The following is a 13,817-nucleotide window of genomic DNA, read 5'->3' as shown; positions in this document are numbered from 1 at the left end:
GAACCCTGGGGCATACCGAATGAGGATCGCCGTGAACCCTTCCATGGGGCTTGACGGCAGCGTCCTTGCCGCCGACATCCTCACTCGGTACGTCCCCAGTGACCATTGCCATATCGGGAAGTTATTTTGGACGATATCCTAACGTAAAGTCAAACGATGAAAAATTCAAAACGTTTGCTTGTGTTTAGGTCGCTAAGGGATTTTTCTTGAACTTTATTAGGTAAAACTAATTCTTAGAAAATGTAGAAAATAACATAAAAGGAGATTTGCCATGAACACAGAAAAAATTAAAACGACAAAGCATTTGACAATCGTGATGGCGGCTATTGCTACTGCTATAAGTGTATCGGTAAATGCTGACGCGAACGAAAAATTGCAACCGGAGGAACAGCCGTCTGTAATCTATCAATCCAAAACAAGCGGTCCCAGTATTTATAGTTATATAAATAGTCTATTAGGGGAAATCTCTCTTAAGCCGGAGCTGATTTATGTCAGTCAGGCTTATGGGCCAGCCATTTATAGCTATCCGCACTCAGGAACCGAAAAAGTTACGCCATGGAATATCGAGTATGTTAATACCGCGTATGGTCGCGCCATTTACAGTTATAACAACCGTCAGCCAAAAGGGATCATTGAGGTATTGCCCCTGACGCAATGAAACGGTCGCATTTGATTTAACCGGGAAAATTTATTAACCATTTAGTGCCGGCCATGAAATCGGAACCAAGGGAATCCTTGACACGGCTCGGTTTAATGGATCTTCCCGAATGACGGAGAATCATTCGAATTTGAGATTATGGCGGTTTTGTAAAAAAGCAAAAGACTATTCGGCCTAAGAACTCTGTGCGACTTCTCTATTTCTTCGACTAGCCATGGAGAGCCGTAGGATGAAAATAACCGACGGGCATTGCACCGAATGCGAATTAACCGTTATAAGCCAATACAGGCTCCGACCCGTCAGCCCAATTAATTCGACGGATAAACTTTATATCGACCAACTGATGGCGGAATCCGGCCTTTATGCCCTGTGGGGAAATCGGCTACTCTGGCAACCAAGCCCGGGTTTATAGGGACGTAATCCAAATGAATCCGGTAGTCCGCCATCAGTGATGACATGCCCCTCCTCATACGGCGATGTCATCCCTTCAATAGGGCGAATGAGACTATCATTATCTCTCAACTCCAGAACGCGCTGATCCTTCCTTTGCAGCTCATCCGGTTTACGCTTATCGACGCCTTGTAATTTGATTACCGTTGCTCATCGCCTAGGTTTAAGGCTGACGAGTTGAGAGCACGCCCGCATTCCACGTGCTCTCGCCAATTTTTCGATGCAAGATCAACCTTCCGTTTCGCTTGCGTCAACGGTAAAAATCGGATTATTTTTATCTTCTTCGGTTAATTTGGCTTTTTCGTCCGGGTAGATATGCCAGAAGGATTGATCAATCGCACCTTCGGTATAGCTGTTTTTGCGGCTATGACCGAACGGGCACCACCAATTTTCCACTACTTTAACCATATAGGCATGCCATTCGAACAAACCGACGCTGTATGGGCAATACCAGGTGCAATTTAAAATCCAAAACAATCTGAACTGCGCCATGCTGAGTTTAAAAGAGCCATCCATGACAATCTGGTTCTTTAAGGTATATCGATGGCTGGCGCGATCGGGTAGGAAGTCGCTATATTTCTTGACATTTTCAGCGCCGACCAACTTCAAACTGAAATACGTTAAATAAGCACTGATGAATACGAACGGCAGGGTCAATATCGGTAAATAAATAAACACCAGTCCGATTGCTCTCGACAGAACGGACTTTTGTTTATGATGGCAACCAATATTAACCCGATCGGCGCAGGATTCGCAGGCTTTCATGAAGTTTTCTCCGGTGGTGGTTTAGTTGAATGTTGCTCGGGACTGAGCAGTTGAAAAATCCGTAAACAGCCTTCGCAGCAAAACTTTTTCAGCCCATCGGAGCCCTCAGAGGTGAATCCGGACGATCTGACCGACTGACCGCATAAGTCGCAGGGATAATGTTTTTTTTTCATGTCTTTGTTACATACGCGCCGACACTGCACAGAAAAAGGTTTTCAAATACTGGGTTTCAGGCATCGCCGGCAATACAGGGTGATCCGCCCCCTGCCCGTTGCTGGCGAGGAACACCAAATGCCGGTCGATATGCCGGGCCGAAGACCGCAAAATTTCATGCAAATCGCTTCGGCTTAGATGATGTGAACAAGAAGCGGATACTAATAGACCGTCGTTCGATAGAACTTGCAGAGCCAGATGATTCAAGCGGCGATAGGCCTCGTAACCGGCTTTGTAATCTTTCCGACGTTTGATCAATGCAGGCGGATCCAGCACCACGGCATCGTAATGCCGATTTTGTTCTCGGGCCTGTTTCAAAAACTCAAAAACGTCACCACGCACAAACCGTATCTTATCCTGCACCCCGTTCAGCCCGGCGCTTTCCGCGGCCAGCGACAACGCCGTCTCCGAACTGTCCACGCAGGTGACTTCCTTGGCGCCGGCCAGCGCGGCAGTAATACCCCAGGCCCCTGCATAGCTGAATAAATCCAAGACTTTCAGGCCTTGCGCCCAATGCGAAAACTGAGCGCGGCTTTCGCGATGGTCGTAAAACCAGCCGGTTTTCTGGCCTTCGGCGACATCGATAAAAAAGCGAGTATTGTTTTCTTCAATGAGCAAGGTTTCCGGCAACTCGCCGTAAGCCACTTCCGGCTCTAAAGACAGCGTTTCCAATTGGCGCTGGCTATTATCGTTTTTCAGTAATATCGCACTAGGTTGCAATAACTCCGCAAGCACCTTAACCAACACTTGCTTGTGCCGCTCCATACCGGCTGTGGTGATTTGCACCGACAGCACCTCATCGTAACGATCGATTACCAAGCCGGGCAAGCCGTCGCTTTCGCCAAATACTAATCTATAGAACGGTTTATCGAACAAACGCTGACGCAACGATAAGGCCCGATTGATACGGGTTTTGAAAAAAGTTTCGCCTATGGCGCCGTTTGGCTTACGCGTTAATAAGCGCGCGCAAATGAGCGCATGCGGATTGATATAAGCCACCCCTAACGCTTGACCGCCGCTATCGTTTACGACGACCAAATCCCCCGCTTCAAATTGTTCTAACGGGCTGCGCTTTGTGTCGATTTCATTGCTGAACACCCACAGATGTCCTTGCCGTAAGCGCTTGTCCTCGTGTTTTTTCAGAAACAGTTCGGGGTAACTCATGGTTTATAGTGTATCGAGCGTATAGCCGCCAATTTCATCGTTGGCCATAATCAAAGGCAAACGAACAAGCACGGTTTCGTTTGCAGCCAGTTGCGTATCGGCAGAATATTGATATGGCAAAAATACTCGTTCAGCCAGAGGCTGACCGCCGAAATTCGTCAATGTCAGTTTTAAATTTGGTAAGGCTTGAGTCACTTTAGCCTGATTTGTCAACGCGGCAACCAACCAATAACGATTATCCAAATGCGGCTCTAACTCAGTATGAGATACGGCCCACTGCTCGGGATCGTTGAAAATGGGTGGGCGACAATTCAATGCCCGGCAGACTTTTGCCAGCGCGACATTGACGACTGGCTGGCCATATAAACGCCGACCGTCGAAGTAGACGACCTGGGCCAACAAAACGACCAACATGACGACACTGCCGATAGTCCAAAGCCGAGAGGCTTGCATAAGTTCAGTCGGCCCGAACGCAAAGCCGGAACCTTTGTCATATCGTGGTTGCGCTTCATCAGGCTTTTCGGATAATGACGCCAACGCGTCGAAGGACTGTCCGCAACTCCTACATTTCAACAAACCACGGCTGGTGCGTAACTCCCGAGCACTGATCTGCCGCTGCTTATTACAATGCGTACAACGACAAAACATCGTCATGGCTTCCAAGCATCCAATCTGCACCAATCGTCCTGACTGACGGGTTCCGACACATTCAGCCCGCACGCCCGATAAGCAGCGGCTACCGCTTGCGCTTGCTCGTTCAATATGCCGGATAGAATCAATTGTCCACCCGGCCTTAGCATGCTTGCAATTGTCGCAGACAGTTCGATCAACGGCTTGGCAAGAATATTAGCCATCACAATATCCGCATTAACCCTATCGAAGTGTTCGGGTAAACAGTACCTGATTCGGTCCAGCACCCTATTTTTCTCGGCGTTGTAATGCGTAGCCTCTAAAGCCTGCGGGTCGATATCGACACCGTATGCGCATTCCGCACCGAGTAACAAAGCAGCGATGGCTAAGATGCCGGAGCCGCATCCATAGTCGACAATCACTTTATGATGCAAATCATGACTTGCCAGCCACTCCAGACATAAGGCCGTCGTCGGATGGGTCCCGGTTCCGAAAGCCAAACCGGGATCCAAGGTCATGCAGACCGTCCCTGCCTCATCGATCTCCTGACCGCTAGGACAAACCCACAACTTGTCGGCAAAATGCATAGGTTGAAAATGTTCCATCCACGCACGTTCCCAAGCTTGATCTTGGATGACTTCCGCCTGCCACTGCTGCAACGGATGGCCGATGAATTGATTGAAAACCAAGGTTTGTACGATATCCGGATCTGAATCCAACTCAAATAAGGCAATGACCCGAGTGTTGTTCCAAATTTGAATTTGATCGATGGCCGGTTCATAAACAGGCTCATCTTCAGCGTCGCTGTAAGTGACCGATACCGCCCCTAATTCGCTGAAAAAATCCGATAACCCCGGAGCGGTATGCTCGTCAGTCACGACTGAAAGCTGATGCCATGCCATAGTTTTATTCAGAAATCTTGGATAGGACAAAGGCGACACCCATCCCGCGTCACCTTATTGCCTGTATTTAATGAATACCCAGTTTCTTTTCCAGGTAATGGATGTTTTGCCCTCCAGTCTCGAAGGCCGAATCCGCCATGATACTTTGTTGCAATGGAATGTTGGTTTTGATGCCGTCTATCACCATTTCGCTCAGTGCCGTTTTCATACGAGCAATCGCACTGTTTCGGTCTTCGCCATGCGCGATTAATTTGCCTATCATAGAATCGTAATACGGCGGCACGCGGTAACCGTTGTAAATATGTGTTTCACAACGAATACCCGGCCCGCCCGGCATATGGAATTGCTCTATAGTGCCGGGACTGGGCATGAAAGTCTTCGGATCTTCCGCATTTAAGCGACATTCGATGGCGTGGCCGGTAAATCTGACTTGATCTTGAGTCAGCGACAAAGGCAGACCCGCCGCAATTCGTAATTGTTCTTTGACGATATCGAAACCGGTGATCATCTCGGTCACGGGATGCTCGACCTGCACGCGCGTATTCATCTCGATGAAATAGAACCGGCCTCTCTCATACAAGAACTCAAACGTGCCCGCGCCTAAATAACCGATTTCCCTGCAGGCATTCGCGCAAAGCTCGCCCATTTGCCGGCGCTGTTCCGGCGTTATGCCCGGTGCGGGCGCTTCTTCCACCACTTTTTGGTGGCGCCGTTGCATCGAACAGTCGCGTTCGCCTAAATGGATGGCGTTACCGTGGGAGTCGGCCAATATTTGAAATTCGATGTGACGGGGATCTTCCAGGAATTTTTCCATATACACGGTGGCATTGCCAAAAGCCGCACTGGCCTCGCCTTTGGTTAACTCGATCGAGCTAATCAAAGCCGCTTCGGTATGTACGACCCGCATACCGCGTCCGCCCCCTCCGCCGGCGGCTTTAATGATGACCGGATAGCCGATTTCCCTGGCCAAGTCCAAGTTCAGCTGATCTTTATCGCCCAGCGGTTCGCCGTTACCGGGCACACAGGGGATGCCGGCCGCAATCATGGCTTTTTTGGCGGAGATCTTGTCGCCCATCATTCGGATAGTCTCCGCTTTCGGACCGATGAAGACGAAACCGCTTCGGCTAACTTTTTCCGAAAAATCCGCATTTTCGGACAGAAAGCCGTAACCCGGATGAATCGCCTGAGCATCGGTCACTTCGGCAGCGCTGATAATAGCCGGAATGTTCAAATAACTTTGCGCCGAAGCGGCGGGGCCGATACAGACCGCCTCGTCGGCTAGACGGACATGTTTCAAGTCACGATCCGCTTCTGAAAAGACTGCAACGGTTTTAATACCCAATTCGCGGCATGCGCGTAATACCCGTAGCGCGATTTCGCCTCGGTTGGCTATGACAATTTTTTCGAACATAGTTGTCACCCTGCCGCTTATTCAATGACGAATAAAGGCTGACCGTATTCAACCGGATGGGCGTTCTCAACCAGAATTTGCTTGACTTTGCCGCTTTTATCGGACTCAATTTGGTTAAGAATCTTCATGGCTTCGATAATACACAAAGTCTGACCGACCGAAACGGACTGACCGATTTCAACAAAGGGCGCCGAACCTGGTGACGCGGAACGATAGAAGGTACCGACCATAGGCGATTTAATCACATGTCCGCTGATTTTTTCCTCGGCAGGCGTGGCCGGCGCCGCGGCAGCAGACTGTGCAGCCGTCATTGCGGCAGGCGCCGCCGCGGCAATATATTGCGCCGGAGCAGACGTATAACGGCTAATTCTGACTGACTCTTCGCCTTCTGAAATTTCTATCTCAGCAATATCGGATTCCTCGATAAGATCGATGAGCTTTTTTATTTTTCTAATATCCATTGTTCTGAGTTCTCTCTTGTAAGATCTGGTGGGCGGCTTGTAAAGCCAGTTCGTAACCGCGGGCACCCAAACCGCAGATAACGCCTTGAGCTATATCTGAGAAATAGGAATGTCGCCTGAATGCTTCGCGGGCATGCACATTGGATAGATGTACTTCAATGAATGCAATTCGGGTCGCCAGCAAGGCGTCTCGAATCGCCACGCTGGTATGAGTAAATGCGGCCGGATTGAGAATGATGAAATCCACGCCTTCTTGATAAGCGTGATGAATTTGTTCAATGATTGCATGCTCTGCGTTGCTCTGAAAAAAAAACAACCGATGTCCCAAATTCGTAGCCAGTCGTTCCAGACTGTCATGAATATCCTGCAGGGTTTTATTGCCATATAAACCAGGCTCCCGCACGCCTAAAAGATTCAAATTGGGACCGTTTAGTACGGAAATAGTCGCCATTGAGATACAAATTCATCTAATATGTTAAAAAATGAATTCTGCCTAATTTGTAGGTTTTTGTCCAGACAAACCAATTTTTTAAGGCATTTGCCGTAACTTTTAGGGATTTGACCGAAGCAAGGGCCGAATCTCCTCTAAAAATTGGGCTCGGCTGAACTCGCCAAGTTGGCGATGTACGATCTGTCCTTGTTGATTAACGATCACGGTAAACGGCACCGTGTTAATGATATTACCCAGTTGTTGGGCTAACCCGGCGCCTTCGTCACCGGCGACCAGTATCGGATAATTGATGTTGATCGTTTGCAGGTAATTGGCGGCGGCCTTTTGATCATCGAGGGAAATACCGACAAACTGCACCTGCTGAGGTTTTAACTCCTGTTGCCAGCGAATGAATTCGGGAATTTCCTTCAAACATGGCGGACACCAGCTTGCCCAAAAATTAAGCACCAAGATCTTGCCTTTCCATTGCGCTACACTCTGCCTCTGGCCGTTTATATCAGGAAAGCTGAAATCCAACGGGATAGGCGCCGACACGGCCGGCTTGCCGGTATGATGCTTTTGCAGCATAAATCCGACAGCCAAAGCCAATATCGCCACCAAGGCAATCAAGCCGTTACTTTTCATAAACGCTTCAACGATTGCAGAAAGGCCGCCGGATCCTGATAGCCGATTACCCGCTGACTTTGGCGCTCCCTGCCTTCAGGGTCGAAAAAGATGATGCCGGGCGGTCCGACCAAATTGAAACGCTTTAACAGGGCTTGGTCTTCGTCGTTGTTTTCGGTCACATCCGCTTGTATCAATACAAATCCGCTCAAATGCTGCTGCACCTTGCGATCGGTAAAGGTGAAAGTCTCCATTTCTTTACAGGACACGCACCAGTCCGCGTAAAAATCCAGCATCACCCATTGCTTGTCGACTTTAGCCCGCTCCAAAATTTGCGCCAGATCTTTAATTGTATGAATTCGTTGAAATTGCAGACCGGACTCTGCACGGGACGACTCTCCAGACGCCAGTCCGGCCAAAGGTTGCAACGGATTGGTATTGCCAGCGCTCAAGCCGATGAGTTGCATGACTCCGAATACCAGCATTATCAGCCCGACTCCTTTCCACAATTTCTTCCAACCGGATGCCGGTTGCGGCAAGGGTTCGATGGCATTCAAATAAATGGCCGGAATGATCAACAGCATCGCCGTGAGTAACATCGTAACAACAGGCGGCAAGATCCTCGATAACATCCAAACCGCTACTGCCAGCATGACGACGCCGAATACCGCCTTGATCGCATTCATCCATGCGCCGGCCTTGGGCAGTAATTTGCCGGCGGATGCACCGACCACCAATAACGGTACGCCCATGCCCAATCCCATCACGAATAAGGCCGATCCGCCCAAAACCACGTCGCCGGTCTGTCCGATGTAAATCAAGGCCGCCGCTAACGGCGCCGCAACACACGGACCAACGATCAGCGACGATAAGGCGCCCATGATGCCGGCCCCCCAATAAGAGCCGTCGCGGTGCATGTCGCTGGAATGATGCAACTTTGACTGCAATGCCGACGGCAACTGCAAATCATAAAAACCGAACATCGACAAAGACAACAGCACAAATAAACCCGCGAAAGTCGCGATGACCCACGGTTCCTGGAAAGCCGCTTGCAGATTGCTGCCGAATAAAGCAGCCAAAATGCCGAAAACGGTGTACATCAAGGCCGAAGCCAATACGAAACTGGCTGACAGCAGGAATGCTTTACGCGTGCCTATCTGATGCCCATGACCGACGATGATGCCGGACAGAATCGGAATCATCGGAAACACGCACGGCGTATGCGCCAGGAGCAAACCAAATCCGAAGAAACTCAGCAAGGTTAAAGCCATACTGTCTTGCTTCAAGGCATTGACGATCCTGTCTTGCTCGGATACTTCGGCTTCCCGATTAGATTCCGCAACCGGAGTTAATGCATCGACCTCCGGCACTGTCAAAGCCACCTTACTCGTCATCGGCGGATAGCAAACCCCTCGGTCGGCACAGCCTTGGAACTTAGCGATCAGTTCTACCGTTTCCGCCTCGCGACTTTGCCTTATCAACGGCACATCCAGGCTCAATTCATGTCGATAAATTTCGACCCGGCCGAATTCTTCGTCAAGATGGGTTTCTCCGGTAGGCAAAGGCAAAGCCGGCAAACGCGTATCGGCCGATTCAGCAATACTCAAGGCCAATTTATCTTTATAAAGATAATAGCCGTCGGCGATGATCCAGCTTACGTGTATGGTTTGCGCGTCTTTAAGCGTCGCAAAGAATTGGAAGGCTTGTTCCGGCGGCAACAACTCGTCATCGAAAAGGCTCGGCGTCAATTTTTTTAATTTACCGAAAAATTGATCAACCGCATTCGGCGCATTCAGCATCGCGGTTTCCGGCAAATCGACGTCCATCAAGACTTTTTGCGGCGGGTAGCAAACACCGATATCGGCACAACCCTGATATTTAACGAACAATTTAATCCGCGCCTGATTGTCGTGATTGATCAACGGCAGGCTGACTTTAGGATTACCGCGGTAAACCACCGATTCGCCGAAAATCGGGTCTTGCTCCAGCAGCCCCGGCGGTAGTTCGAATTGCTCCAATTGAATGGATTCGGTTTTCGACTCGATTTTGATTTTATCCCGGTACAAATGATAGCCTTCCGCCACTTGCCAGCTCAATTCAAGCAACTGACGTGATTGCCCGGTAACCGTCAATTTAAAAGCTTCACCCGGGGGAAGAATATCCTCGCTGGTCAACGCCGCTACGGGCTTGGCCAAAAGCGTAAACAGACAAAAAACAATCAGTGGGTAGAGACGCATGAGTCGATCCATTGCATATAGTCGTTCGAGCCGTTGTCGATCGCAACGGCAATTATTTCCGGAATATCGTAGGTATGATTGGCTTTGATTGCAGCTTCGATAGCCGCATAGCGGTCTTTCCGACTTTTGATCAGCAAAAAATGTTCCTGAGCGGTTTCGATCTGTCCGTCCCATTCGTACACGGATGTGACGCCGGGCAAAATATTCACACAAGCCGCGAGTTTCGCGGAAACCAACTGTCTTGCGATTCGTTCGGCGGATTCTTGATTAGGACAGGTACAATAAATCAGATGATACATAGCGCTATTATCCCGTAAATTCGGTTCAAATGTTATAACGGCGGGAATCCCGTATTTGCGCCTAAAGCTGATCGGGCCGCTGTTATCAGTTAAACTGTCACTCTTGGCTGAGCAAACTACGATGAAATTGCATTAGCCGTGGCCAAAATTGATCGAGTCGTCTTATGAGAACTGTTCAAACCTTATTTTTATTTTTTCTGATCGTTCCTTTCTTGGAAATTTACTTCTTATTAAAGGTCGGTGGCTGGATAGGCGCATTTCCAACGATCTTGCTGGTGGTATTTACTGCGGCATTAGGTGCCTGGCTATTACGCCGCCAGGGCTTCGCTACCTGGCAACGTTTCCAGGCCAATCTGAATCAAGGCATGATTCCGGCTTATGAAATGATAGAAGGTCCGATTTTGTTGGTTGGCGGTGCGCTGCTGTTAACACCTGGTTTTTTCACCGATGCGATGGGATTTGCCTGTTTAATTCCGAGCTTGCGCCGAAAAATTGCTCAATACATCATCGAGCACCATTTATTGCTTTCTGAATCCGGCAACATATTCAAACGAACCCGGCCTCGTGATCGCGACATCATCGAAGGCGAATTCAGCAAAGAAGACAAGGACATTTGAAAGCTGTCCGAATCCCGTCGATATCCAGGATTCAGACAGCTCGCCGATTTTTTATTGACCGTCGGAATCCGAACCGGACTCTGACTCGGTATCCGCAGCCGCGCCGACAACCGCTTCATCCGGCTCGAGCGTATTTTTGCCGAAACCGGAATAAGCCGGGCACCAACCGAAATAACTGGTGGCAACCAACACCAAGCCTACCAACAAAAAAAGAACGTTCGCGGTAAACAAAGATATGGCCAACAATATGATACCCGCAGTCATGCGAATTTTTTTATCTTTAGCGCCGACGTTGTGCTCAAATTTAACCAAGCGTTTATAATCGAAATTCATTTCCAACCCTCGTTGATTTAATAGTTTTTATTATCCTGACTTAAGGCTTTCCTTTAACGAGCCAGAAACTATACACAGCTCAGTAAAATCTGCAAATAAAAAATGGATGTCTCAGCAATCATTGCGCCGTTGAACGACGCTCAACGGCTGGCCGTGTCCGCTCCGGACCAGGCCGTACTGGTATTGGCCGGCGCCGGCAGCGGCAAGACGCGCGTGTTGGTTCATCGCATTGCATGGCAAATCAAAATCAAGCAAATCTCGCCCTACCATATTTTGGCGGTGACTTTCACCAACAAGGCCGCCAACGAAATGCGCGAACGCATCGAGCACCTGCTCGAAGTCTCCGCCCGCGCGATGTGGATAGGCACATTTCACGGCTTGGCGCACCGCTTGCTGCGCCAACATGCCGAACAAGCCAAATTGCCGGCTAATTTTCAGGTCATGGACAGCGACGACCAGCTTCGCGTCATCAAGCGCCTACTGAAAAACCTGAATATCGACGAAGGCAAATGGCCGCCCAAGCAGGTGCAATGGTTCATCAACGGCCAAAAGGAAGAAGGCATCCGGGCCAGGCACATGCAGGAAAGCGGCGACCTTTACCTGCGACAGATGTTGGCTATCTATAAGGCCTACGAGGACGCTTGCGAGCGTTCCGGATTGGTGGACTTCGCCGAATTGTTGTTGCGCGCCCATGAACTGCTGCGCGACAACGAAGATTTGCTGCATTTTTATCGTCAGCGTTTTCAGCAGGTACACGTCGACGAATTTCAGGACACCAACACCATACAATACGCTTGGCTGCGCCTTTTGACCGAAGGCAACAACAACCTGTTCGTGGTCGGCGACGACGATCAATCGATTTATGGTTGGCGCGGCGCCAAAATCGAGAACATTTTCAATTTCCAAAAACACTACCCGGACCACCAGGTCGTGCGCTTGGAGCAGAATTACCGATCGACCGGGCATATTCTGAAAGCCGCCAATACGCTGATCGCCAACAACGAAGCCAGGATGGGCAAGGAACTGTGGACAGACGCCGGCGAAGGCCAGCCGATTGCGTTGTATTCCGCCTTCAACGAACAGGACGAAGCCTATTTCGTCGTCGAAAAAATCAGGCAATGGATCAGCGACGGCGGTCTGCGCAGCGATGTAGCGATACTTTACCGTTCGAACGCCCAATCCCGCCAATTCGAAGAGCGCTTGATGACGACCGGCGTGCCGTATCGCGTCTACGGAGGCCTGCGTTTCTTCGAACGCATGGAGATTAAAAACGCCCTGGCCTATTTGCGCCTGTCCGCGCATCGCGACGACGACGCCTCTTTCGAACGAATCGTTAACGTCCCCGCCCGCGGCATCGGCGCAAAAACGCTGGACGACATCCGTATCGTGGCTCGCGAGCACAATCTACCGCTGTGGCAGGCGAGCGTGCACATGCTGAACGAAAACCGCTTGCCGCCGCGCGCCGGCAACGCCTTGAAAGGCTTTTTACACCTGATCGAACGCCTCGGCAGCCAAACTCAAGAACAGCCCTTACACGAAGCCGTCAAACTGGTTGTCGAACAGAGCGGCCTGATCGAACTCTATAAAAAAGAAAAGCAGGACAAAGGCGAAGCGCGGGTCGAAAACCTGGAAGAGCTGGTCAACGCCGCGCGTCTATTCGACGCCAACGGCATGAACGAAGAGAACCTCGGCGAGATCGACCTGTTTCTTACGCATGCCGCCTTGGAAGCCGGCGAAACCCAAGCCGAAGCGGACCAGGACTGCGTGCAGTTGATGACGCTGCATTCGGCCAAAGGCTTGGAGTTCAAACTGGTGTTCATGGTCGGCTTGGAAGAGGGGCTGTTTCCGTCGCAGCAGGCTACCGACGATGCCGGCCGGCTGCAAGAGGAACGCCGTCTGTGTTATGTCGGCATTACCCGGGCGATGGAACAACTGTATCTGACCCACGCCGAATCGCGCAGGCTATATGGCAAAGACAACTATCCCCGACCGTCGCGTTTCCTGCGCGAGATTCCGCCGGAGGTGATCCGGGAAATCCGTTTACGCGCCCAAGTCTCACGGCCTGCGGCGTCGTTCAATACGACTTTGGGTAACATCGCCCAGTCGGCCGGCCGCTTCCGCATGGGTCAGAATGTCAGGCACGAGAAGTTCGGCGAAGGCGTGGTTTTGCAAACGGAAGGCGACGGCGAACAGGAAAAAGTGCAAATCAACTTCCGCAATGCCGGCATTAAATGGCTGATGCTGGCCTATGCCAAGCTGGAAGCGATTTAGTTTCACCAGCAAAATCGTTTGCCTTCATGCGGCAACCCAAGACATTCCAGACGGCGTAATCCAGCAAAAACACCGGATTGCGCCCTTTATGTTGCGCTCGGTACGTTTTGTTCGGTCGCGATAGCGGTGCGCTCCGCATCAGTCGTCATGCGTCGAGATATCGTTGTGTACGGCCTATGCCAGACGATTGAAACGGCCGCTCGGCACTTTCCTTCCGTTTTTGATTTCCCGTTTCAAACTTATAGGCATGCAAAACGCCAAATCAGCGGCTTATACGGCAAAAAAGGCGTCATATAAAACTGTCTATATTTAATACGCTCGCCAGAGGACAGCTAAAAGCATTCGGCAACTT

General features: G+C 50.2%; 14 protein-coding genes. 3 read left to right on the top strand and 11 right to left on the bottom strand.

The window, feature by feature from the left end:
- The first annotated feature begins 271 nt into the window (after nt 1-271).
- Complete coding sequence (locus ACW73I_RS19710; RefSeq protein ID WP_458031180.1) at nt 272-658, top strand: hypothetical protein; 387 nt, start codon at nt 272-274, stop codon at nt 656-658.
- 678 nt (nt 659-1,336) lie between these two features.
- Here the strand turns inward: ACW73I_RS19710 and ACW73I_RS19705 are convergent.
- From ACW73I_RS19705 to cutA, 10 genes are all read right to left on the bottom strand, one after another.
- On the bottom strand, nt 1,337-1,873 hold the full coding sequence (locus ACW73I_RS19705) for a hypothetical protein (protein ID WP_458031179.1): 537 nt from the start codon (nt 1,871-1,873) through the stop codon (nt 1,337-1,339).
- A 180-nt stretch (nt 1,874-2,053) separates the two neighbouring features.
- Nucleotides 2,054-3,250: a class I SAM-dependent rRNA methyltransferase gene (locus ACW73I_RS19700; RefSeq protein WP_458031177.1), complete on the bottom strand. Its 1,197-nt coding sequence runs from the start codon at nt 3,248-3,250 to the stop codon at nt 2,054-2,056.
- A 3-nt stretch (nt 3,251-3,253) separates the two neighbouring features.
- Nucleotides 3,254-3,904: a zinc-ribbon and DUF3426 domain-containing protein gene (locus tag ACW73I_RS19695; RefSeq protein WP_458031176.1), complete on the bottom strand. Its 651-nt coding sequence runs from the start codon at nt 3,902-3,904 to the stop codon at nt 3,254-3,256.
- Nucleotides 3,901-4,782, bottom strand: coding sequence for a 50S ribosomal protein L11 methyltransferase (prmA, locus tag ACW73I_RS19690; protein ID WP_458031175.1), 882 nt, complete (start codon nt 4,780-4,782; stop codon nt 3,901-3,903). The genes ACW73I_RS19695 and prmA overlap by 4 nt, the downstream gene beginning before the upstream one ends.
- A gap of 67 nt (nt 4,783-4,849) precedes the next feature.
- Nucleotides 4,850-6,193 (bottom strand): acetyl-CoA carboxylase biotin carboxylase subunit, encoded by a 1,344-nt coding sequence (gene accC, locus ACW73I_RS19685; protein WP_458031174.1) that lies wholly within the window; start codon nt 6,191-6,193, stop codon nt 4,850-4,852.
- Nucleotides 6,194-6,210: 17 nt separating this feature from the next.
- Complete coding sequence (gene accB, locus ACW73I_RS19680; protein ID WP_458031173.1) at nt 6,211-6,654, bottom strand: acetyl-CoA carboxylase biotin carboxyl carrier protein; 444 nt, start codon at nt 6,652-6,654, stop codon at nt 6,211-6,213.
- Nucleotides 6,644-7,105, bottom strand: coding sequence for a type II 3-dehydroquinate dehydratase (gene aroQ, locus ACW73I_RS19675; protein ID WP_458031172.1), 462 nt, complete (start codon nt 7,103-7,105; stop codon nt 6,644-6,646). Before aroQ ends, accB begins: the two co-directional genes overlap by 11 nt.
- A 99-nt stretch (nt 7,106-7,204) precedes the next feature.
- Nucleotides 7,205-7,729 (bottom strand): TlpA family protein disulfide reductase, encoded by a 525-nt coding sequence (locus tag ACW73I_RS19670; RefSeq protein WP_458031171.1) that lies wholly within the window; start codon nt 7,727-7,729, stop codon nt 7,205-7,207.
- Complete coding sequence (dsbD, locus tag ACW73I_RS19665) at nt 7,726-9,945, bottom strand: protein-disulfide reductase DsbD (RefSeq protein WP_458031170.1); 2,220 nt, start codon at nt 9,943-9,945, stop codon at nt 7,726-7,728. The genes ACW73I_RS19670 and dsbD overlap by 4 nt, the downstream gene beginning before the upstream one ends.
- The gene (gene cutA, locus ACW73I_RS19660; protein WP_458031168.1) at nt 9,927-10,244 is read right to left on the bottom strand and encodes a divalent-cation tolerance protein CutA; all 318 of its coding nucleotides are present in this window, start codon (nt 10,242-10,244) and stop codon (nt 9,927-9,929) included. The genes dsbD and cutA overlap by 19 nt, the downstream gene beginning before the upstream one ends.
- 164 nt (nt 10,245-10,408) lie before the next feature.
- Here cutA and ACW73I_RS19655 point away from each other — a divergent pair, with 164 nt between their 5' ends.
- Complete coding sequence (locus tag ACW73I_RS19655; RefSeq protein ID WP_458031167.1) at nt 10,409-10,861, top strand: FxsA family protein; 453 nt, start codon at nt 10,409-10,411, stop codon at nt 10,859-10,861.
- Between the two features lie 51 nt (nt 10,862-10,912).
- On the opposite strand, the gene ACW73I_RS19650 is transcribed toward ACW73I_RS19655, so the two are convergent.
- The gene (locus tag ACW73I_RS19650; protein WP_458031166.1) at nt 10,913-11,194 is read right to left on the bottom strand and encodes a YgaP family membrane protein; all 282 of its coding nucleotides are present in this window, start codon (nt 11,192-11,194) and stop codon (nt 10,913-10,915) included.
- A gap of 102 nt (nt 11,195-11,296) precedes the next feature.
- Here ACW73I_RS19650 and uvrD point away from each other — a divergent pair, with 102 nt between their 5' ends.
- Complete coding sequence (uvrD, locus tag ACW73I_RS19645) at nt 11,297-13,465, top strand: DNA helicase II (RefSeq protein ID WP_458031164.1); 2,169 nt, start codon at nt 11,297-11,299, stop codon at nt 13,463-13,465.
- Nucleotides 13,466-13,817: the final 352 nt, after the last annotated feature.

Source organism: Methylomonas sp. MgM2 (assembly GCF_054172045.1).
This window is presented reverse-complemented; position numbering and strand designations above follow the sequence as displayed.

What these genes read in the sequence shown, in the direction of transcription:
- ACW73I_RS19710 (WP_458031180.1), top strand. Translation starts at nt 272, where the DNA reads ATGAACACAGAAAAAATTAAAACGACAAAGCATTTGACAATCGTGATG.
- ACW73I_RS19705 (WP_458031179.1), bottom strand. Translation starts at nt 1,873, where the DNA reads ATGAAAGCCTGCGAATCCTGCGCCGATCGGGTTAATATTGGTTGCCAT.
- ACW73I_RS19700 (WP_458031177.1), bottom strand. Translation starts at nt 3,250, where the DNA reads ATGAGTTACCCCGAACTGTTTCTGAAAAAACACGAGGACAAGCGCTTA.
- ACW73I_RS19695 (WP_458031176.1), bottom strand. Translation starts at nt 3,904, where the DNA reads ATGACGATGTTTTGTCGTTGTACGCATTGTAATAAGCAGCGGCAGATC.
- prmA (WP_458031175.1), bottom strand. Translation starts at nt 4,782, where the DNA reads ATGGCATGGCATCAGCTTTCAGTCGTGACTGACGAGCATACCGCTCCG.
- accC (WP_458031174.1), bottom strand. Translation starts at nt 6,193, where the DNA reads ATGTTCGAAAAAATTGTCATAGCCAACCGAGGCGAAATCGCGCTACGG.
- accB (WP_458031173.1), bottom strand. Translation starts at nt 6,654, where the DNA reads ATGGATATTAGAAAAATAAAAAAGCTCATCGATCTTATCGAGGAATCC.
- aroQ (WP_458031172.1), bottom strand. Translation starts at nt 7,105, where the DNA reads ATGGCGACTATTTCCGTACTAAACGGTCCCAATTTGAATCTTTTAGGC.
- ACW73I_RS19670 (WP_458031171.1), bottom strand. Translation starts at nt 7,729, where the DNA reads ATGAAAAGTAACGGCTTGATTGCCTTGGTGGCGATATTGGCTTTGGCT.
- dsbD (WP_458031170.1), bottom strand. Translation starts at nt 9,945, where the DNA reads ATGCGTCTCTACCCACTGATTGTTTTTTGTCTGTTTACGCTTTTGGCC.
- cutA (WP_458031168.1), bottom strand. Translation starts at nt 10,244, where the DNA reads ATGTATCATCTGATTTATTGTACCTGTCCTAATCAAGAATCCGCCGAA.
- ACW73I_RS19655 (WP_458031167.1), top strand. Translation starts at nt 10,409, where the DNA reads ATGAGAACTGTTCAAACCTTATTTTTATTTTTTCTGATCGTTCCTTTC.
- ACW73I_RS19650 (WP_458031166.1), bottom strand. Translation starts at nt 11,194, where the DNA reads ATGAATTTCGATTATAAACGCTTGGTTAAATTTGAGCACAACGTCGGC.
- uvrD (WP_458031164.1), top strand. Translation starts at nt 11,297, where the DNA reads ATGGATGTCTCAGCAATCATTGCGCCGTTGAACGACGCTCAACGGCTG.